Annotated in this window: 17 protein-coding genes and 1 pseudogene; 7 read left to right on the top strand and 11 right to left on the bottom strand. The window is 38.0% G+C overall.

The features are described from left to right. Complete coding sequence (locus KTH84_RS06990) at nt 1-1,221, bottom strand: tetratricopeptide repeat protein (RefSeq protein ID WP_262472626.1); 1,221 nt, start codon at nt 1,219-1,221, stop codon at nt 1-3. A gap of 251 nt (nt 1,222-1,472) precedes the next feature. On the opposite strand from KTH84_RS06990, the gene KTH84_RS06985 reads away from it, so the two are divergent. Further along, nucleotides 1,473-2,174, top strand: coding sequence for a VIT family protein (locus KTH84_RS06985; RefSeq protein ID WP_133972289.1), 702 nt, complete (start codon nt 1,473-1,475; stop codon nt 2,172-2,174). 114 nt (nt 2,175-2,288) lie between these two features. Continuing rightward, the gene (locus KTH84_RS06980) at nt 2,289-3,335 is read left to right on the top strand and encodes an NAD(P)H-dependent flavin oxidoreductase (protein WP_262472625.1); all 1,047 of its coding nucleotides are present in this window, start codon (nt 2,289-2,291) and stop codon (nt 3,333-3,335) included. 36 nt (nt 3,336-3,371) lie between these two features. Here the strand turns inward: KTH84_RS06980 and dusB are convergent, their stop codons facing one another. Beyond that, on the bottom strand, nt 3,372-4,397 hold the full coding sequence (dusB, locus tag KTH84_RS06975) for a tRNA dihydrouridine synthase DusB (protein ID WP_133972285.1): 1,026 nt from the start codon (nt 4,395-4,397) through the stop codon (nt 3,372-3,374). An 84-nt stretch (nt 4,398-4,481) separates the two neighbouring features. Here dusB and KTH84_RS06970 point away from each other — a divergent pair, with 84 nt between their 5' ends. Both KTH84_RS06970 and KTH84_RS06965 read left to right on the top strand, forming a co-directional pair. After that, complete coding sequence (locus KTH84_RS06970; RefSeq protein WP_262472623.1) at nt 4,482-5,690, top strand: DUF1615 domain-containing protein; 1,209 nt, start codon at nt 4,482-4,484, stop codon at nt 5,688-5,690. Continuing rightward, nucleotides 5,657-6,313, top strand: coding sequence for an HAD-IB family hydrolase (locus tag KTH84_RS06965; protein ID WP_262472622.1), 657 nt, complete (start codon nt 5,657-5,659; stop codon nt 6,311-6,313). Before KTH84_RS06970 ends, KTH84_RS06965 begins: the two co-directional genes overlap by 34 nt. A 27-nt stretch (nt 6,314-6,340) precedes the next feature. Here KTH84_RS06965 and proB read toward each other — a convergent pair whose 3' ends face one another. The 8 genes from proB to uvrB all read right to left on the bottom strand — a co-directional run bounded on the left by proB (nt 6,341) and on the right by uvrB (nt 15,888). Further along, nucleotides 6,341-7,474 carry a glutamate 5-kinase gene (gene proB, locus KTH84_RS06960; RefSeq protein ID WP_133972281.1) on the bottom strand — a complete coding sequence of 378 codons (1,134 nt, stop codon included), beginning with the start codon at nt 7,472-7,474 and terminating at the stop codon, nt 6,341-6,343. Between the two features lie 15 nt (nt 7,475-7,489). Then, nucleotides 7,490-8,710 carry an Obg family GTPase CgtA gene (gene cgtA, locus KTH84_RS06955; RefSeq protein ID WP_133972279.1) on the bottom strand — a complete coding sequence of 407 codons (1,221 nt, stop codon included), beginning with the start codon at nt 8,708-8,710 and terminating at the stop codon, nt 7,490-7,492. Nucleotides 8,711-8,892: 182 nt separating this feature from the next. Beyond that, nucleotides 8,893-9,567, bottom strand: a complete 675-nt coding sequence (locus KTH84_RS06950) for a hypothetical protein (protein WP_202743007.1) — start codon at nt 9,565-9,567, stop codon at nt 8,893-8,895. Between the two features lie 11 nt (nt 9,568-9,578). Then, nucleotides 9,579-10,304 (bottom strand): hypothetical protein, encoded by a 726-nt coding sequence (locus tag KTH84_RS06945; RefSeq protein ID WP_042898092.1) that lies wholly within the window; start codon nt 10,302-10,304, stop codon nt 9,579-9,581. Nucleotides 10,305-10,453: 149 nt separating this feature from the next. Further along, nucleotides 10,454-11,911: a glyceraldehyde-3-phosphate dehydrogenase gene (locus KTH84_RS06940; protein WP_003650341.1), complete on the bottom strand. Its 1,458-nt coding sequence runs from the start codon at nt 11,909-11,911 to the stop codon at nt 10,454-10,456. Between the two features lie 216 nt (nt 11,912-12,127). Continuing rightward, entirely contained in the window at nt 12,128-13,075 is a 948-nt protein-coding gene (gene rarD, locus KTH84_RS06935) for an EamA family transporter RarD (RefSeq protein ID WP_262472616.1), read from the bottom strand. A gap of 110 nt (nt 13,076-13,185) precedes the next feature. Beyond that, complete coding sequence (locus KTH84_RS06930) at nt 13,186-13,773, bottom strand: lipocalin family protein (protein WP_042898094.1); 588 nt, start codon at nt 13,771-13,773, stop codon at nt 13,186-13,188. Nucleotides 13,774-13,866: 93 nt separating this feature from the next. Next, on the bottom strand, nt 13,867-15,888 hold the full coding sequence (uvrB, locus tag KTH84_RS06925; RefSeq protein ID WP_133972277.1) for an excinuclease ABC subunit UvrB: 2,022 nt from the start codon (nt 15,886-15,888) through the stop codon (nt 13,867-13,869). A gap of 180 nt (nt 15,889-16,068) precedes the next feature. On the opposite strand from uvrB, the gene KTH84_RS06920 reads away from it, so the two are divergent. Together KTH84_RS06920 and KTH84_RS06915 are read left to right on the top strand one after the other, a co-directional pair. Beyond that, nucleotides 16,069-16,860: a hypothetical protein gene (locus KTH84_RS06920; RefSeq protein WP_042898096.1), complete on the top strand. Its 792-nt coding sequence runs from the start codon at nt 16,069-16,071 to the stop codon at nt 16,858-16,860. A gap of 164 nt (nt 16,861-17,024) precedes the next feature. After that, nucleotides 17,025-18,461, top strand: a pseudogene (locus tag KTH84_RS06915) (diguanylate cyclase domain-containing protein); the annotation flags it as partial. A 32-nt stretch (nt 18,462-18,493) separates the two neighbouring features. On the opposite strand, the gene KTH84_RS06910 reads toward KTH84_RS06915, so the two are convergent. Further along, nucleotides 18,494-18,673: a hypothetical protein gene (locus tag KTH84_RS06910; protein WP_005038911.1), complete on the bottom strand. Its 180-nt coding sequence runs from the start codon at nt 18,671-18,673 to the stop codon at nt 18,494-18,496. A 207-nt stretch (nt 18,674-18,880) separates the two neighbouring features. Between KTH84_RS06910 and KTH84_RS06905 the strand changes: the two genes are divergently transcribed. Continuing rightward, nucleotides 18,881-20,116, top strand: a complete 1,236-nt coding sequence (locus KTH84_RS06905) for a pyridoxal phosphate-dependent aminotransferase (protein ID WP_262472613.1) — start codon at nt 18,881-18,883, stop codon at nt 20,114-20,116. The last annotated feature ends 5 nt before the right edge of the window (nt 20,117-20,121 follow it).

Here is a 20,121-nt window from a genome sequence, read left to right as displayed (position 1 = left end):
TTAGAAATCCTTATAAAATACGAGTTCTATTCGCGTATTGTTGTAATGATCTTTCGTATCTATTGGCACATCTTTAAAGTAATTGCCGTAGAGTCGTTCAACGCGTAATTTTATAGGTTGATAATTAAAAGGCTGCCACGAAATGCCGGGGCCATATTCAAATAAATTATTATAATATTCATCCTTACTATCGGCTAAACCATGCAATTTCACATAAGCCTGCACAGTTCCATTCTCACCTTTATAGACATTTAAGCCTGTACGTAAGCGCAAATCCCCAATAACGTTATAATCTTCTCTAGAATAAGTCGCTGCATTGCCATATAAATCAGTGAAGTAATCATTAAAGCAAAGTAAATGATTACAATTATTTTGAGAATACCACTCTTGGTAACCCGTAACGCCACCCACTACACTTTCACGAAATTTATCTCTATTTCGATCAATCAAATCATAGCTTCCACCAACTTCTAGATATGCACGCACAGGGATTGAAGTCCAAGGTTGATAATTAGCCCCTATCCCTAAAGTTACCGCGTTTTCATCAATAATTTCTGGTCGTACACCGCCTTGAGATTGAGTGTCACGGTTTAGGTTTAAAAAGCCATATACTTGTGCTCGGCCATTATCAAAGTTCTTACCATAACGGGCTTTGAGTGGAAAAATTACATCGTCGTAACGTGACTCATATGAAGGTGCAAAATAAACATCACGGAAATAAGTTTTGACCTCTCCACCACTTAAATTTTTAACTGCCTGATTGGCTTTATCAGCAATTGCAGGATCTGAAGATGACGTTAACTCTTTAAATAAAACTAATGCTTCGCGATTCTTTTTTTGCTGATTAAGCAAATAAGCTTCTTGTAGTTTTAAGGTATCATCTTGAGGAGCCAAATTTCTTGCTTGTTTTAAGCTTTGTAAAGCCTCTTCTCTCTTTTCAAGCCGAATTTGTAAATAAGTTAGGCTTTTCCAGACTTTAATATCTGTTGGTGTCAGCTTGCTTAGCTCGATTAATATTTTCTCAGCTTCTGCTGGTTGAGATTGTTCGATCTTATAAAATCTATCCCATTTATCATAAATGATATTGCCAGGCTTATATTCAGCATTTAGTTGATCTTGTGCAAAAGCCGAGCTAATGCTTAGTACGCCTACACTAGAAATCACTGCTCCCATAATTAATATTGAATGCGTTATAGAATTTATTGTTTTGCTATTTTTCATTTTCACCTCTACAGTAAATTAGAATTATTAGGGAAGGCAAATTCTTGAAATCACCAATAATATTATAATTAGAAAGAATAATTTACATCGTTAAGTTAGGTTAAGGGTATTTAAAATGAATTATTTAGTCTCCCTCTTTTGTTATTGATCTATTCTGTCTTATCCCTAAATTCCCTATAATAATGACATATTTTTTAATCAATAAATTGTAAAATTTCATAGCATATATAAAGAATTTATAAGGAAAAATTATGGCTTTTCCACATCATGTAGAACATCATGCTATTCACCGTTCAGGCTGGTTAAGGGCTTCCGTATTAGGGGCCAATGATGGAATTATTTCTGTGACTAGCTTAATTATGGGAATGGCTGCAAGTGGAGCTGCTTCTCATACTCTGTTAATTACATGTATTGCTGGTTTAATTTCTGGTGCAACCTCAATGGCTGCTGGAGAATATATTTCCGTTAAATCTCAAGAAGATATTGAAAAATCAGATTTAGCAATTGAAGAAAAAGAATTAAAAAAATATCCTCAGAAAGAATTAGATGAGTTAACTCAAATTTATATCGCTAGAGGGCTTTCTAGTGAATTAGCAAAAGAGGTTGCGATACAGCTCACAACACATGATGCTTTAGGTGCGCATGCCCGTGATGAAATTGGTATTCATGAAAATACAGCTGCAAATCCAATTCAAGCCGCTCTTTCATCCGCTGCATCATTTACTTTTGGCGCTTTTTTTCCAATGCTCGCCATCTTATTCACTCCTGAACATTTAATTATGCAAAGTGTTCTCGTTACAGGAATTGTTGCTTTAGCTATCTTAGGTGCACTTGCAAGTTATTTTGCAGGCACATCTAAACTTAAAGGCAGTTTACGTATTACATTGTGGGGGATTCTGGCAATGGCTTTTTCAAGTTGGATTGGCTCATTGTTTAATGTTACTCCTTTATAAAACATATTTTTTAAAGATGACTTCCCCAAATATTTAAAAACTAAATAGCCAATATTATTTGCTCTTGATTCAGATTCCACGTTATGGTGAACATAAAGAAATGAGGTGAATAAAATGACCCTGTTACAACAACTTGAAATTAAACATCCAATTTTTCTTGCCCCCATGGCAGGTGTGTCTACTCCCGAACTTGCCGCGGAAGTTTCTAATCAAGGTGGACTAGGGTCACTAGGCCTAGGAGCAAATACGGCTCAAAGTGCCCGTGAGCAGATTTTAAAAACCCAAACACTTACAGAAAGTTCTTTTCAGGTTAATTTTTTCTGCCATCAACCTGAGCAACTTAATCCTCAAATTTCAGCACAATGGATTGAATATTTACACCCACAATTTGAGAAGTTTGGTGAGCAACCTCCTCAAAATTTGGACTGCATTTATCCCAGTTTTCTTGATAATGATGACTTTTTAAAGGTTGTATTAGAAACCAAACCTAAAGCTGTCAGTTTCCATTTTGGTATTCCCCATCCACATCAAATTCAGGCATTAAAAGAAGCCGGAATTATAACCATGGTTTCTGCTACCAATTTAGTTGAAGCACAAGCCATTGAAGCTGCTGGTATTGATATTATTATTGCTCAAGGTATTGAAGCTGGTGGTCATCGAGGAATCTTTAATAAGACTTTTGATGCAGCGATTAAAACAAGCGATTTAGTACACCTTATTGTGAAACATTGCACACGACCTGTGGTGGCTGCTGGTGGGATTATGAATGGAGCACAAGCGCGACATATGTTGAGCTTAGGAGCTACGGCTGTTCAACTCGGGACCGCTTTTGTTCAGTGTCGATCATCCAATGCATCTACTGAATATCGTAAAGCTTTATTTAATGAACCAGTAACACAAATCAGTGCGAGTCTTTCTGGTCGTCCAGCCCGTGGTCTATTGAACCATTGGCACACACAAATTGATTTACCGAATCGACCGCCTCAACCTGCATATCCATATACTTATGATTTAGCTAAACAATTAAATACGATTGCAAGTAAGCATAAAGATTATGGCTTTGGTGCTTTTTGGGCAGGTAGCAATGTCTCACAAATACGAGAATTAAATGCTGCCGATTTAGTTAATCAGTTAGTCGTAGAAATGTTAGAAGATGAATAAATCTTAAAAAGCCAGTCATCATACTGGCTTTTTAATTTAATGGGTCTGCAATAAATTGACTTGCTCAACTTGTACATCACTCATCAAATTTCCTTCAGCCAATAACTGATTAAAATATTTTTCGACCACTAATGCTTGCTCAGCTGTACTTTCAACTTTATACATATTTTGGCGGAACTCATTACTTGAACGTAATCCTTTTGTGTACCAAGCAATGTGTTTTCGGGCAATACGGCATCCAGAATATTCACCATAAAATTGATAAAGTTCTGATAAATGTCCAAGTAGCACCTGCTTCACTTCTTCAATATTAGGTGCGGCTAAGTGCTCTCCAGTTTTTAAATAATGAGCAATTTCACGAAAAATCCATGGACGGCCTTGTGCGGCACGACCAATCATAATCGCATCAGCTCCTGTATAGTCGAGCACATATTTTGCTTTTTCAGGGCTATCAATATCACCGTTCGCAATAAGTGGAATATTGATTAATTCTTTGACATGTTTTATCAAGTCATAGCGCGCTGTATTTAAATACATGTCTTCACGGGTACGGCCATGTAAAGCTAACGCTGCAATACCAGCCTCTTCTGCCCTTTTCGCTACCCTTAAAATATTTTCTTGACCATTTAAAAATCCCAATCGGGTTTTCAATGTAACAGGAACATCAACAGCAGCGACCACCGTATCAAGAATTCTTGCCACCAAGTCTTCATCTTGTAATAAAGCTGAACCTGCGAGTTTATTGCATACTTTTTTGGCAGGACATCCCATATTGATATCAACAATTTGAGCGCCATTCGCCACTTGATGACGTGCAGCCTCAGCTAACTGCTCAGGATCAGAACCGGCAATTTGTGCAGAGATTGGAGCAAGTTCCCCATCAAAATTTGCACGGTAGAGGCTTTTCTTGCTCATCTGCAAAGTCTTATCGGCAGTCATCATTTCACTGACTGCATGGCCTGCACCAAAATACTTACAGAGCGTTCTAAATGGGCGGTCAGTGACCCCAGCCATAGGAGCAACGATTAAATTATTTGACAGTTGATAGGGACCAATATACATATATATTCATACAATTGATGATCAACATAGTATACTTCAATCCGCTTGATCGGCTCATCTTTTTATGCAGGTGCTTTCCTCGCCATGAACAAACCGTTGTCTTCCCGTTTTTTATTAAAATCATTCGGTATGGTCACCGTGTGCATGAGTTTAGCTGCTTGTGGTGATAAAGCTTGGTGGTCAAATAGTGATGAGCCTGAACTAGAAAGCCAACAGATTAAACGTCTGATCCCATCGCGTGTACATAACCGTGAGTCTTGGGCAAAAGATATTGATGATATTATGCAAGAGCTAGATATAGCTAAAACTAAAACAAATACATGCAGTATTATTGCTGTGGTCGATCAGGAATCAAATTTTGTAGCTGACCCATCAGTTCCAGGACTAGGCACGAAAGCAGTTCAAGAAGTAAATACGCGCTTACAAGAAAAATTTGAAGCAAAACTGGGCCAAAAAATTGGTGGGACAGTTGCTGGTTACTTCGAAGAAGTTCTTAAAACACAACCTTCACCAGATGATAATTATATGAGTCGGATGCGTAAAGTTAAAACTGAACGTGAACTAGACTTACTCTATAGAGAAATTTTCGATTTCATGGCGAAGCATTATCATGTCAGTGCTTTAACAGGTGCAGCCAAACTGGTCGGACAAGATATTGGTGAAAAAATGAACCCAATTACCACTTTGGGTTCTATGCAAGTACACATTAACTACGCCAAAGCCAACAAACGCTCCAGCATGAATATCGCTGAGCTTCGTAATGACTTATATACAGAATACGGCGGTTTATATTACGGCATCCACCGTTTAATGGTTTATCCAGCAAATTATGATAAAGCTATTTATCGATTTGCAGACTATAACTCAGGTATGTATTCAAGCCGTAATGCTGCTTTCCAAAGTATGCTCAATGATCTGACCGACTCAGAAGTAAGTTTAGATGGTGATCTACTTCTTTACACAAAAGATGGTGATCCACGTCCGACTCAAAGCCAATCAGAAAAAGAACTCATTACTGTATTTGCAAAAAATAATATTTTAGTTACACCAAGACAAATTCGTGATGATCTTAAATTAGAAAAAGAGAAAAAGTTTGAAAGTACACAAACCTATATTGCTCTGACTAAACTTTATAAAGCAAAGACAGATAAAGAACCTATCTATGCGATTATGCCGCAAGTTGTTATTTCTGGACCAAAATTAAGTCGTGATTATAATACCAACTGGTTTGCAACCCGAGTAAACGGACGATATGAAACATGTATGCAACGAGCGAAACGAATAAGACTATAAAAAGTCTCGCCCTGTTCGATTTTGATGGAACCTTGTGTAGCAAAGACAGTTTTACAGGGTTCATCTTTTATGCTTTGTCTAAGCGCCACATTGTTAAACAAAGCTTAAAAATCCTGCCATGGATTCAAGCCTACTATCTTAACTTTTATCCAGCCCATGCCATGCGCGCCAAGTTATTTCGCAGCATGTTCAAAGATACCTCCGCAATTGAATTGCAAAGATTAGGTGAAGAATATGCACAAGAGTTAGTCTCTGCACTTTCACCTGAACTTTTCGCACAGTTACAACACCACCAGTTACGTGGTGATCAGGTGGTACTGGTTTCTGCCTCAATTGATGTCTACCTTGCTCCACTTTGCAAGTTACTCGATATCGAATTAATTTGTACTGAAACACAAATTAAAAACGGCATGGTGACGGGTTACTACTCCACCCCAGATTGTAGTAGCGAACAAAAGAAGTTGCGTATTCATCAACAATATAAGCTACAGCATTACCATCAAATTTATGCTTATGGTAATAGCTCAGAAGACCTAGATATGTTGAGTCTCGCCACACATCCATATATGGTGGGTGAAGATCGTGTTCTACCCCGTTTATCGCCAGAAAAAAAGCTCGCATAAAGCGAGCTTTTTTAATTTTACAATAATCTAGTAAATCGCCATATGATCACGATGAATCATTTCAAGTGAACGAGCTTCACCAAGTACTTGATAAACCTTATCAGAAGCTAAGCCTTTAATAATTTCAGCAGATCGCGAACTAAAATTCACTCGCCCCACTGCAATACGTTTACCTTGTTTATCTACACATTCAACCACATCGCCACGATCAAAATGTCCTTCAACAGTTTTAACTCCAACAGGGAGTAAACTGCGATGTTTCAATTTAATCGCTTCAACAGCACCATCATCAATTACAAGACGGCCTGCTGTTTGTAAATGAGCAGCGAGCCATTGTTGATGAGCAGTCATACGGTCTTTATCTGTAGTAAACAACGTACCTAGCATCTCACCCGCCATAGCACGTGACAAGACATTATCACTTTCGCCACTCGCAATGAGCGTTGGACAACCCGACTTAGCAGCTAAACGTGCGGCACGAACCTTAGTCACCATACCACCTCTGCCTAGTACACCGCCACCGCCAGCCATTTCAAATAAAACATCGTCCATGGCACGAACAGTAGAGAGTAGTTTAGCATCAGGGTTATGACGTGGATCTGAGTCAAACATACCCTGCTGATCCGTTAAAATGATTAGCAATTCTGCATGAACCTGACCTGCAACCATCGCAGCTAAAGTGTCGTTATCACCAAAGCGGATCTCATCGGTAGATACCGTATCATTTTCATTAATGACTGGAATTACATGCCAATCAATCAAATTTTGCAAAGCATCACATGAGTTTAAATAACGACGGCGGTCCGCCAGATCATCATGTGTCAGTAAAACCTGAGCAGTACGAATGCCATGTTCTTCAAGCACACTAGACCAAGTATGAATTAAACCCATCTGCCCAATTGCAGCACAGGCTTGTAGACTGGGTAGATCGGTGGGTCGACTCGCAAACTTCATGCGAACCATACCTTCAGCCACGGCTCCAGAAGACACTAAAATAATTTCGTGTCCGGCATTGTGTAGATCTGCAATTTGTTTCGCCCAATGCGAAATAGCATCCAAATCTAAACCTTGCCCATTGGCTGTGAGTAAAGATGATCCGATTTTAACAACGATTCGTTTACACTCACTGAGCTGACGTTGCCCATCGACCACTTCTATCATGTTTTCCTCGGTTTTCTAGTCACGAACGTAGATGACTTCTACATCATTGTCGTCTTCATCATCGTCAAAATCATCATCATCGCCCAACATGCCTTCAAGACGTTGTGCTCGACGCATAGCGCGATATGCTTCTTTTGCCGCAATGGTTTGTTCACGTGTTTCAACTTCTAGTTGTTCACGGAAAGCTCTTACTTCTGCTGCATATTCAGGATCTTCAACTTCGCGTTCACGTTGTTGTTCAAGCTGATCCATGAGGTAATACACAACCTCTTTCGTTCCTTCACTTAATAAGCCTGATGTCTTAAAGACAGGTCCAGTCCACTCTAGTTCATCTAGAATATGCTGACACCACTCTTCACGACTTTCTTCAGCAATCTGATCAAGTTTGTTCAGTACTAAAACAATTGGTAGTTTAGCCAAAGTCGGTGAAAACTTAGCTAACTCGTTCATAATTGCTTTTGCATTATGCGCCGGATCTGAACCATCAATTGGTTGCACATCAATAATGTGTAAAAGGATACGCGTACGGGCCAAATGTTTAAGGAAACGAATTCCCAAACCAGCGCCTTCAGCAGCACCTTCAATCAACCCAGGAATATCGGCCATTACAAATGAACGATGACGGTCAGCATCTACTACACCTAGGTTTGGAACCATGGTTGTAAATGGATAATCTGCCACTTTTGGTTTTGCAGCACTTACAGCACGAATAAATGTTGATTTACCAGCATTTGGCATGCCCAACAAACCAACATCTGCCAATACTTTTAATTCAAGGCGAATTTCACGAAATTCACCTTTAATGCCAGTCGTACATTTACGCGGAGCACGGTTAGTTGATGATTTAAAGTGGGTATTCCCCAAACCACCGTCACCACCACCTGCAACCAGAATTCTTTGGCCGTCTTCAACCAAATCGCCAATAATATCGCCTGAATCTGTATCAACAATTGTTGTACCCACGGGTACTTTTAAAACCACATCTTCACCACCACGTCCGGTACAGTTAGCGCCTGCACCATTCTTTCCGCGCTCAGCACGGAACTTACGTGTGTAACGGTAATCGACTAGCGTACTCGTATCATCATCAGCTTGAATATAGATACTTCCACCACGTCCGCCATCACCACCATCTGGGCCACCAAATGGGACAAATTTTTCACGGCGAAAACTGGCTACGCCATTGCCACCGTCGCCAGCCTCTACGGTAATGACTGCTTCATCAACAAAGCGCATCTGCCAATCCTCTAAAAACTCTAAAACCGCCTATTCTGCCATATTTTCATAAAATTCTCGAATAGAAAATGGGACAAATCCCATTTATAACGATCTGTTTTTATCTTTAAGTCATCAAAAGCATTTTAGATTCACAAATATGGGCTTTATCCAAAATAAAATGCAGGATTCCTATTTAATTTTTAAGGATGAACATTGCGTAAAGGCAAGGTCATTTGCATATCAAGATTGGCTTTTGTTTTTGGAACCGAATTATACATAATGGCATTAAATGAAGAGATATTCCCCATTTCCATAGGGTCATTCACCTCTAAACTTGGTTTAAACTGATGTTTAACCGATAAATTTACTGGCTCATCAAATTCAAAATAAACAGGACCATCAAAAACAATTTTAATCGGAATGGTATAACTACGCTTTAACTGAAAAGGCACATCTAACTTTATGGGAATATCAAGTTTAAGTGGAAATTTAGGTAAAAACTTATTTTGATAAATTAGATCTGTAGTTGTTTCAAGCGGCATAACCTGATCAATTTTTAGAGTTGTTGTGTAGTCAACACTGACTGTAACAGGTGTTTCTACAGCAAAACTTATATCTGCTAAATATCTCCCTTTTAGCGGTAGAGTCAGTTGGCGATTTATATCTAAGGTTGTATCAAGTTTACCAATAGACTGAACTTGCAATGTATTACCAACTTGAATCTTTGTTTCTAAAGAGTCAGGTAAACTAATATCGGCATTATGAGCCGAAACAACTAAGTTTGCTTGAATATTGAGGTATACCCAAAACATAACCGCGGCAAGTATCATCATTAAAATAAAACTGATGAGCATACTCTTGAGTGAACGAAACATTACCATCCACCCTATTGATCAGCTGTCGTCTGCGATGTTTCTGAACCTACTACCCGATTTAATCGCATACTGGACAGAGGAATTTTTAACTCACCATTTGCAATCTTCACAGGCAATGTGTTCTTTACATCAACCGAAGCATTTAATGCTGTTTTAACAGGGACACTCAAATTACCCTCAATTGGAATATTAGTATCCAATCTCGCTTTTAGAGGAATATGTAAATTTTCTTTTAATACTGTCCGCACTGGTGCATCAAATTTCAAATGGACCTTTTGCTCAAGAGGAACATTAATATCAATTGGAACATCTAGTTTTAATGGAATTGTTCCTTTTAATGGCAGTGTAATATCACGCCCCAAAACTCTAACCTGAACCTTCGTATCAATTGGTAAATTTTGCTCAACCTTTAATACTTCTTTAACAGGAATTGTTGTACTAATAGGGACCATATTATCGAAATAGACACGCGGAGTTAAAGTTTGCGTTAAAGGAATATTCAATTGCTCATCAATTGGAATACTGGCATTTACCCGCCCTTTCACATCAACGTTTAAAGCATCTTGTACTTTAACCTTAACTTGTAGAGGTTCTTGCAAGTCAATAGCAACTGCTTGATTCTTCAATGGAATATAAATATTAAAATGCTTAAACACCCATATTGCAATGAGTACACCACATAAATTGGCAATAATGATGAATATAAAAACGACCAACAAACGTTTAAACTGCGACAATTCCTATCCCTTACTATTTTCTTTTTTTCCTTAATTCATATTCTCATTTATTTACAAAAAATAGTCAGCATATATTTTGTACGGTTGTAAAAAAACCCAGTCTAAACTGGGTCTTTTTGTGAAAATCTTTTATAGATCGTTAAATGATCTTAAGCATTCAATTCTGCTGGGATTTTCTTGTAGCTTACGCCGCACATTTGTTCAGCAATACGTAATACCTGGCAGCTATAACCTACTTCGTTATCGTACCAAACATAAGCAGTTAAACGGTTACCAGAAGTAATCGTTGCTTGAGCGTCATATACACCAGCAGTACGAGAACCGATAAAGTCACTCGATACAACTTCAGTCGAGTTGGTATAACCAATTTGACCTTGAAGGCTAGAGTTAATTGAAATTTGACGAATGTATTCGTTCACTTCTTCACGATCAATTTCTTTATCAAGCGTTAAGTTCAAGATAGCAAGAGATACGTTTGGAGTAGGAACACGTACAGAGTTACCAGTTAACTTACCTTTTAATGCAGGTAATGCTTTAGCAACCGCTTTAGCTGCACCAGTTTCTGTAATTACCATGTTTAAAGTAGCAGCACGACCACGACGATCTGCTTTATGGTAGTTGTCGATCAAGTTCTGGTCATTTGTAAATGAGTGAACAGTTTCAACATGACCATTAAGAACTTTATATTTGTCATCCAATACTTTAAGAATTGGAGTAATTGCATTTGTTGTACAACTTGCAGCAGAGATGATTTTGTCTTCATCTAAGATGTCTGTGTTGTTTACGCCAAATACAACGTTTTTCATTTCGCCTTTACTTGGTGCAGTCAATACAACACGTGCAACGCCTGGGCATTTTAAGTGTTGGCTTAGACCTTCAGCATCACGCCATTTACCAGTATTGTCGATTAAAAGTGCGTTTGAAATACCGTATTCAGTATAGTCAACTTCACTTGGACTAGACGCATAAATCACTTTAATGAAGTTACCATTCGCAATGATTGCTTCATTTTCTTCATCAACAGCGATTGTACCAGCGAAAGTACCGTGAATAGAGTCACGACGAAGTAAAGAAGCACGTTTTGCTAAATCGCCATCAGAAGATTTACGCACAACAATTGCTTTAAGGCTTAAACCACGACCTAAACCTGACTGGCTAATGATTAAACGAGCCAAGATACGGCCAATACGACCAAAACCATAAAGAACGACATCTTTAGGTTGTTCAGAAGTTGCGCTACCTTTGATTGACTCAACTGCTTGAGCAACAAAAGCATCAACATCACCGCCTTTTTCTTTATATTCAACAGCAAGTTTACCGATATCAACTTCTGCAGAGCCAATATTTTCAAGCTTAGCTAAAGCTTCTAAAATTGGGAATGTATTTACAACAGAAAGCTCAACGTCTACAACACGTGTACGGCGGTGAGTTTTCAAAATTTGGATAACAGAACGGTTAATTAAAGAGCGACCGTAAACAGATACGACAATATTTTTTTCACGGTATAATTGTCCGATTAATGCAATCATACGTTCCGCGATTTCTTCACGGTTTTTCCAACGGCCTTGGTGTTCAGCATGCAGGGCGATGATAGTGTCTTTGCTCACAGATACGTCCTCTAATTAATTATATCTAGGCGTGATTTTTTAAACCCCGTAATTGTAATGGAATTATTGGCAAGAATGAATCAAAAGCTGACGTTAGTGATTAGATTTTCCTGAAATTCATCATAAATTCATAAAATACCTATAATTATTTTTTATTATTTTATTGTTTAAAGCAGCTAAATTTTTGCTTTTTCTTACTTTTTAGATTCTGAGTCTCTAATCAAACTCATCATTTTTTAATCTTTTTTGATATTTCGCGATGTTGAGCTGCAAATTTTTGGCTTTTTGACGTTGCTGATAAAGGTGTACTGCACCTTCTAAAACCAACACAAATACCGCGCACCAGATCGGAATATAAGTGAACCATTCTTCTTGGCCAATACTCTCCCCTAAAACTAAAGAAGCTAGAGCAAGTAATACAGGTTCTAAATATCCTAAAAGTCCAAACACAACTAATGGTAAAAAGCGACTTGCCAGAATATAGCTTCCTAAACCAATAGCACTTAAAATTCCAAGCCCAACAATGACCAAAGCAAGACTCGGTTGGTCTATAAATTTGCTATAAGGAAGTAAACCTGTATGGGTCAAATAAATTGCAATTGGTAGAATAATAACTAAGTCCCACCAAAAACCGCCTAAATTGTCTGTTTTAATGGTCTTACGTAATAAAAAATAGGCAGAATAGCCAACTGCAACCAATGCAGTTTCCCAAGCGATACTTCCTAAACGCCAGATCTCATGGCCTACGCCAATGACGGCAAGAATAATTGCGACCCGTTGAAATTTTGATATTTTTTCGCCATACAGCACACTTCCAGCCAAGACAAGAACAAGTGGCAATAGAAAGTAGCCTAAAGATACTTGTAAGCCACGCCCGTGCATTGGCCCCCATAAAAAAAGCCAAAGCTGTACCGAAGTTAAAACGGAGGTTGTGATTAACAACAATAATAAAGATGGCTTAGCCAAAATACGCTGGTAGATATTTTTTATATAGCCTAAATCACCACTCCACCACATAAACAAAGTGAGAACTGGTAATGTTGCAATAATCCGCCATCCAAAAGTCTGTTCACTATCAAGCTGACTTAACAACTGAGTATAAAAATAAAGTACACCAAAAGTGATAGATGCCATGACAGACAAGCTCACGCCTTTAAACATCATCACCCTCTTAGACTTTAGTAAAAACAGCTCACCACAATACTTGATTTATCCACTATAAAAAAGAAAAAACCATGTAAAAACATGGTTTTTTATTAATCAGACATCTACTGTTATTCTTGATGTTCTGTACGGATAACATCGCGAATATCAAAACCTAAGGTTTTTGCATAATTTAGATATTCATCAACCACTTCTTGTTCAGGATGAGGTGTTCTTGATAATACCCACAGATATTTACGAGAAGGTTCTCCGACTAAAACAGTTTGATAGTCTTCATCTATTTTTAAAATCCAGTAATCTCCACGAATAACAGGAATCCATCTCACAGCTTCGGGTAAGAAACTCACCTTCAATTTCGTGTTATATGGCGGATTTACCACAAAGGCTTCACCAATAGATTGCTGTAATTGTTTTCTATTGTCATAACAGCGATTATCTACAACCACATTGCCATTTTCATTTAAGGTGTAAGTTGCAGATACGTTATAAGCACATTTTTTTTGAAAAAATGCAGGCTTACGGGCAACTTCATACCAGACACCTAAATATCGGTCCAGTTCAACTTTATAAACAGTTTGCAAGGGTTTCGGTTGAGCATAGACATACGTTCCAACAGCTAAACCAGCCAAAACGATGCCGCCCAACGCAATTTTACCCAAACGCCAACTGGCTTGCGGAACATTATTTCGAAATGCCATTGTTGCCCTCAACGATTAGTTGTGAATACAAAAGAACTCAAACATCTACAGTAGCTTGTTTTTTAAACACATTATGTAGCGTTATGTATTCGTTTATTGCAACATCTGCGCTTTTAATCGAATGATATCATCACGTATCCGCGCTGCTTGCTCGAACTGTAGATCTTTCGAGGCCTTTAACATATCTTTTTCAAGCTTAGTAATATGTTTACTAAACAATTTTGGATCTGAAAGAATATGTCTTTCGTCGGCACTCAATGCTTGTGCTTGTTCAAGTACTTTTTCATCAATCTCGTCGTCTGAAAGTACCTCACCCGAGTCAATTTCTTTGATAACCTGACGGACAGCACTACGTGGCGTAATACCATGCAGCTCATTAAACTCAATTTGTTTAGCTCTACGGCGATCAGTTTCATCTATTGCTTTTTGCATAGAATCGGTAATTCGGTCAGCATATAAAATTGCTTTACCTTTCACATTACGCGCAGCACGACCAATTGTTTGAATAAGTGAACGTTCAGAACGTAAAAAGCCCTCTTTATCTGCATCTAAAATAGCAACCAAAGAAACTTCAGGCATATCCAGACCTTCACGTAATAGGTTAATACCGACTAAAACATCAAATACACCTGTACGTAGTTCATGAATAATTTTGACACGTTCAACCGTATCAATATCTGAGTGGAGATAAGCAACCTTAACGCCATATTCTTTTAAATAAGAAGTCAGGTCTTCTGCCATACGCTTTGTTAAAGTGGTAATTAATACCCTTTCATTCAAGTTTTTACGAATATTAATTTCAGAAAGAACATCATCTACTTGGGTTAAGACAGGACGAATTTCAATCTCAGGATCGATGAGACCTGTTGGACGTACCACCTGTTCAACGATTTGGTCTGACTTTTCTAATTCATATTTAGCAGGTGTTGCACTTACAAAAATGGTCGTCGGTACAATACGCTCCCATTCTTCAAATTTCATAGGACGGTTATCAAGCGCACTTGGTAAACGGAACCCATAATTCACTAAGTTTTCTTTACGTGATCGGTCACCTTTATACATCGCTCCAATTTGCGGAACAGTAACGTGTGATTCATCAATAATGAGCAAAGCATCTTCTGGAATATAGTCAAATAAAGTCGGCGGCGCTTCACCAGATGGACGTCCTGACAAATGACGTGAATAGTTTTCGATACCATTGGTATAGCCCAACTGTTGCATCATTTCTAAATCGTAGCGTGTCCGTTGTTCAATGCGCTGTGCTTCGAGCAATTTGTCATGTTCACGGAAGAATTTGAGCTGATCTTGTAATTCATCTTTAATTGTATCGATGGCACGGGTTAAATGATCTTTTGGTGTTACATAATGGCTTTTCGGATAAATTGTTATCCGAGAAACTTTACGAACCATTTTACCTGTTAGCGGGTCAAACCAACGGATTGAGTCGACCTCATCATCAAATAGTTCAATACGAATTGCATGTTGATCGGATTCTGCTGGGAAAATATCAATAATTTCGCCACGAATTCGATAAGTACCACGTAAAAATTCAAGTTCATTACGCGTATATTGCATTTCAACCAATCGGCGGATGATTTCATCACGACTTACTCGGTCGCCCTCAACCACATGCAGCAACATTTGCATATAGGCATTCGGGTCACCCAAACCATAAATTGCAGACACTGATGCCACAATAATTGCATCACGACGTTCTAATAAAGCTCGTGTTGCCGATAATCGCATCTGATCAATGTGATCATTAATGGCTGAATCTTTTTCAATAAACGTATCCGAAGATGGAACGTAAGCTTCTGGCTGGTAGTAATCGTAATAACTTACAAAATATTCAACCGCATTATTGGGGAAGAAAGATTTAAACTCACCATAAAGCTGGGCAGCCAAAGTTTTGTTATGGGCCATCACAATTGTAGGTCGCTGTGTTTGGGCGATCACATTTGCCATGGTATAGGTCTTACCCGAACCTGTTACCCCTAGCAATAACTGATTACGAAAACCATGTTCGATACCACTGACCAGCTTTTCAATTGCCTGTGGCTGATCACCTGCTGGCTGATAATGAGTGACCAAATCAAAAGGTTGATTTTCGTTCAATGTTATCTCTCTTTATGAAAAAATTGAATTTAACGTCTCCCTCATTAATGGGGATTTTTCTTTTAATTTAAAGTCCAAATTGCGTTGAAAATTCTATGCAAAAGAATAAGCATCTTAACACTTGACCAATACCATAATCAGTTGCAACATGGACCTATCCATTAAATAAAAAGCATAACCATGACCTACCAATATCATGATGAAAGTATTGTAACCGAACTTCCCGAAGATACCGTTTTTGTATTTGGAAGTAACCTTGCTGGACAGCACGGTAGCGGTGCAGCACGCGTTGCCCGCCAACACTTCGGAGCAGTTGAAGGTGTAGGTCGTGGCTGGGCTGGTCAAAGCTTTGCAATTCCCACCTTAAATGAACATATTCAACAAATGCCTCTTTCACAAATTGAGCACTATGTTGAAGATTTTAAAATATATGCAAAAAACCATCCTAAAATGAAATATTTTGTCACTGCTTTAGGTTGCGGCATTGCGGGTTATAAAGTTTCTGAAATTGCACCACTGTTTAAAGATATTCATCACAACGTTATCTTTCCAGAATCTTTTAAACCTTATGTTGAAGACAATGCAGTTTCTCAATTTCCGACATTAACTCAAAAGATGGTGAAAAGTTTCATTAATGATGAGGTTATTTTTTACTTCAATCATGGAAGTGAATCTTTTGAAGAAGCCTTAGATAAAACAGATTTATCAAGTGCCGAAAAAGCCATTGCTCTAATTGTTTTAAATGAAGAGCTTTACCCTCGGGATCGTTATGGACGAGGCCGTGATCATGAGCTGAGTGATATTTTAGGTAAGCTCAACGGCAAGATATTTGATCTTCATGGAAATTCTGAGGGTGCCATGATTTTTGTGAGTGCAGTCGTTGCCCTCATGGAACTTTACGATTTTGACGAGCAAGACTTTATCAAATTATGGCGTGGTGAAAAAAATATTGATCACCCTATTAATCGATAATTTATTTTATAACATTCTCAAAAAGCAGATTAATTTCTGCTTTTTTATTATTCTATTTTCAATTACTACTATTTAATTATTCTAATAAATTTAAAATCTTTATCTTTTCAAATATGAGCTTTTCTCATTATACTTTAAGGCAAACTGAATACTTAAAGAAACATATGGAAACTTTAGATTCTTCAATTTTTGACCTTAGCCCAATTCCAATGTGGATTGAAGATTTCAGTGAAGTTAAACAACAATTTGACTTATGGAGAAATCAAGGTATTGAAAACCTCCATGAGTTTTTAAGTCAAAATAAAAATTTAATTATTGAATGCGCACATAAAATTAAAATCGTTCGCGTTAATCAAAAAACATTAGAACTTTTTGAAGCAAAAACTCACGAAGAACTCTATTCGAATTTAAATCTTATTTTTAAAAAAGAAATGTTCGAATCACATATTCATGAACTTGAAGAACTATGGAAGGGTAAAACTCACTTTTCAAGTACGACTGTAAATTACACCTTATCAGGCAAACGTATTGATGTTCAGCTAAGAGGTTCTATTTTACCCGGCTCTGAATCGACCTTTGAGCGTGTATTAATCACGACCGAAGACATTACGCCCTATCAAAATGCACTTCGTGAGGAAGAAAAAAATCGTCGATTAGCTGAGTCTATGTTTATCTATTCACCCACCTCTCTTTGGGTTGAAGATTTCAGCCGTATAAAAAATAGAATTGATCAACTTAGGCTATTGGGAATTGAAGATTTTAGAACTTTTCTAGATGTTCATCCTGAATTTGTCCGCCAATGTATAGAAGATATTCTGATTTTAGATGTTAATCAGGCAACTTTAGACTTATTTAAATCACCTGATAAAACGACACTCTTGAGAAATACACATAAAATTTTTGCACAAGAGATGATTGAAACCTTTCGGGAACAACTTATCGAACTTTGGCAGGGTAATATTCATCATAAACGTGAAGCCATCAATTATGCCTTAGATGGGCAAATAAGAAATGTATTGCTTCAATTTACCGTTTTCCCTGGTTATGAAGAGACTTGGGGACTGGTACAGGTTGCACTTACAGATATTACCGCACGTAAAAAAGCAGAAAACTATCTTGAATATCTGGGACAACACGATGTTCTTACCAAACTATATAATCGTGCTTTTTTTACAGAAGAACTTAATCGTTTAAACCGAAGTATTATTCGGCCTGTTTCTTCAATTTTCTTAGATATGAATGGATTAAAAGAAACAAATGATCAGTTTGGTCATGATATTGGGGACGGCTTATTGCGTCGCGTCGGAAATATTTTAAATCAGACCATTATAAATACGCCCTATACAGCCTCTAGAATAGGTGGCGATGAGTTCGTAATTTTAATGCCGGGGGCAGATGAAGCGAATGTTCTAATTATGCTTCAAACTATTCAGGAGCTTTTTAATATCGACAATCAATATTATTCAAGCCACCCAGTTAGCATTGCAATTGGACATGCAACAACTCAAGCAAATGAACAAATTGAGGACATGTTGAAGCGAGCTGACCATCACATGTACCAAAAGAAAAAAAGCTATTATCAGGAAATTTTATTTAATCAATAAAAAAACAGGCATATTGCCTGTTTTTGAACTTAACGTTTTCCCATAGAACGACGAGTACCACGTGGAGGCATCCATGTTCTATCTGCGTATTGCTCTGGTTTTGGACGCACTTGGTTGTGTACCGCGTCGTCGGCTTCATTGCTATCATTCGGCATTGGGAATGGCAATTTCACCAAAGCCTTTTTCTGTTTTGGCTGTTGCTCAGTCATGATTCATTCTCGAAATTTCGATTGCGACCTATTATAAATGATTTTCTCATTTCTTTCTAAAAAAGCTTCAATTGAATAAATATTGCTTAAGATGATTACTAAACTAAACTTTTTTACATCTGAAAAGGTTCACATCCGCAAATTACTTAATTTTTGCGATAAGATAGTATGCTTTTTATTTTTTAATCCCATAAGAGGAATATTGCCGTGGACGTACGTCTTTCTGATCGTGTCAATGCTATCAAACCGTCCCCTACACTTGCTGTAACCAACAAAGCTGCTGAACTTAAAGCTGCTGGCAAGAACGTAATTGGTTTAGGTGCTGGCGAACCAGACTTTGATACCCCTCAACACATCAAAGATGCTGCAATTGAAGCGATTAATAATGGTTTCACCAAATATACGGCTGTAGATGGTACTCCTGGGTTAAAAAAAGCAATTATTGCTAAATTTAAACGCGATAATAATCTTGATTATCAAGTGAATCAGATTTTGGTTTCATGTGGTGGCAAGCAAAGCTTCTTTAACTTAGCGCTTGCCCTATTAAACAAAGGCGATGAAGTTATCATTCCAGCACCTTTCTGGGTAAGCTATCCAGATATGGTCATTATTGCTGAAGGTACTCCAGTCATTGTGAAATGTGGTGAAGACCAACGTTTCAAAATTACTCCTGAACAATTAGAAGCAGCTATTACACCTAACACTCGTTTAGTTGTATTAAACAGCCCATCTAACCCAACAGGTATGATCTATAGCAAAGCTGAATTAGAAGCTTTAGCTGAAGTATTACGTCGTCATCCACAAGTATTTGTTGCATCTGACGATATGTATGAACCAATTCGTTGGGAAGATGAGTTCTACAACATCGCAACTGTTGCTCCAGATTTATATGATCGTACGATTGTTTTAAATGGTGTGTCTAAAGCATATGCGATGACTGGTTGGCGTATCGGCTATGCAGCCGGCCCAGCAAAAATCATTGGCGCAATGAAAAAAATCCAGTCTCAATCAACTTCAAACCCAACTTCTATTTCACAAGTTGCTGCTGAAGCTGCATTAAATGGTCCTCAAGATGTACTTCAACCAATGATTAAAGCGTTCAAACGCCGTCATGACTTAGTTGTAAATGGTTTGAATGAAATCCAAGGGATCTCTTGTTTGCCTGCTGACGGTGCCTTCTATGCCTATGCAAACATTCGTCCTCTTATTCGTGCAAAAGGCTTAAAATCTTGCACAGAGTTCTCTGAATGGTTACTAGAAGAAACTGGTGTAGCAGTAGTTCCTGGTGATGCATTTGGTCTAGGCGGTTTTATGCGTATTTCATATGCGACTGCTGATGAAGTGCTTGTTGATGCGTTAGCACGTATCAAAAAAGCTGCTGACTCAATTGACGGTGTAGATGCTGCAATTGCTTCTATTGAAGCTGAAAAAGCTGCGAAATAATCTGC

The organism is Acinetobacter sp. WU_MDCI_Abxb74 (assembly GCF_025513915.1).
In the GTDB taxonomy this organism is placed as follows: Bacteria; Pseudomonadota; Gammaproteobacteria; order Pseudomonadales; family Moraxellaceae; genus Acinetobacter; species Acinetobacter calcoaceticus_C.
This window is presented reverse-complemented; position numbering and strand designations above follow the sequence as displayed.

Bases quoted from the DNA above. Each gene is read 5' to 3' on its own strand.
- KTH84_RS06990 (WP_262472626.1), bottom strand. From the start codon at position 1,221: ATGAAAAATAGCAAAACAATAAATTCTATAACGCATTCAATATTAATT.
- KTH84_RS06985 (WP_133972289.1), top strand. From the start codon at position 1,473: ATGGCTTTTCCACATCATGTAGAACATCATGCTATTCACCGTTCAGGC.
- KTH84_RS06980 (WP_262472625.1), top strand. From the start codon at position 2,289: ATGACCCTGTTACAACAACTTGAAATTAAACATCCAATTTTTCTTGCC.
- dusB (WP_133972285.1), bottom strand. From the start codon at position 4,397: ATGTATATTGGTCCCTATCAACTGTCAAATAATTTAATCGTTGCTCCT.
- KTH84_RS06970 (WP_262472623.1), top strand. From the start codon at position 4,482: ATGAACAAACCGTTGTCTTCCCGTTTTTTATTAAAATCATTCGGTATG.
- KTH84_RS06965 (WP_262472622.1), top strand. From the start codon at position 5,657: ATGTATGCAACGAGCGAAACGAATAAGACTATAAAAAGTCTCGCCCTG.
- proB (WP_133972281.1), bottom strand. From the start codon at position 7,474: ATGATAGAAGTGGTCGATGGGCAACGTCAGCTCAGTGAGTGTAAACGA.
- cgtA (WP_133972279.1), bottom strand. From the start codon at position 8,710: ATGCGCTTTGTTGATGAAGCAGTCATTACCGTAGAGGCTGGCGACGGT.
- KTH84_RS06950 (WP_202743007.1), bottom strand. From the start codon at position 9,567: ATGTTTCGTTCACTCAAGAGTATGCTCATCAGTTTTATTTTAATGATG.
- rarD (WP_262472616.1), bottom strand. From the start codon at position 13,075: ATGATGTTTAAAGGCGTGAGCTTGTCTGTCATGGCATCTATCACTTTT.
- KTH84_RS06930 (WP_042898094.1), bottom strand. From the start codon at position 13,773: ATGGCATTTCGAAATAATGTTCCGCAAGCCAGTTGGCGTTTGGGTAAA.
- KTH84_RS06920 (WP_042898096.1), top strand. From the start codon at position 16,069: ATGACCTACCAATATCATGATGAAAGTATTGTAACCGAACTTCCCGAA.
- KTH84_RS06910 (WP_005038911.1), bottom strand. From the start codon at position 18,673: ATGACTGAGCAACAGCCAAAACAGAAAAAGGCTTTGGTGAAATTGCCA.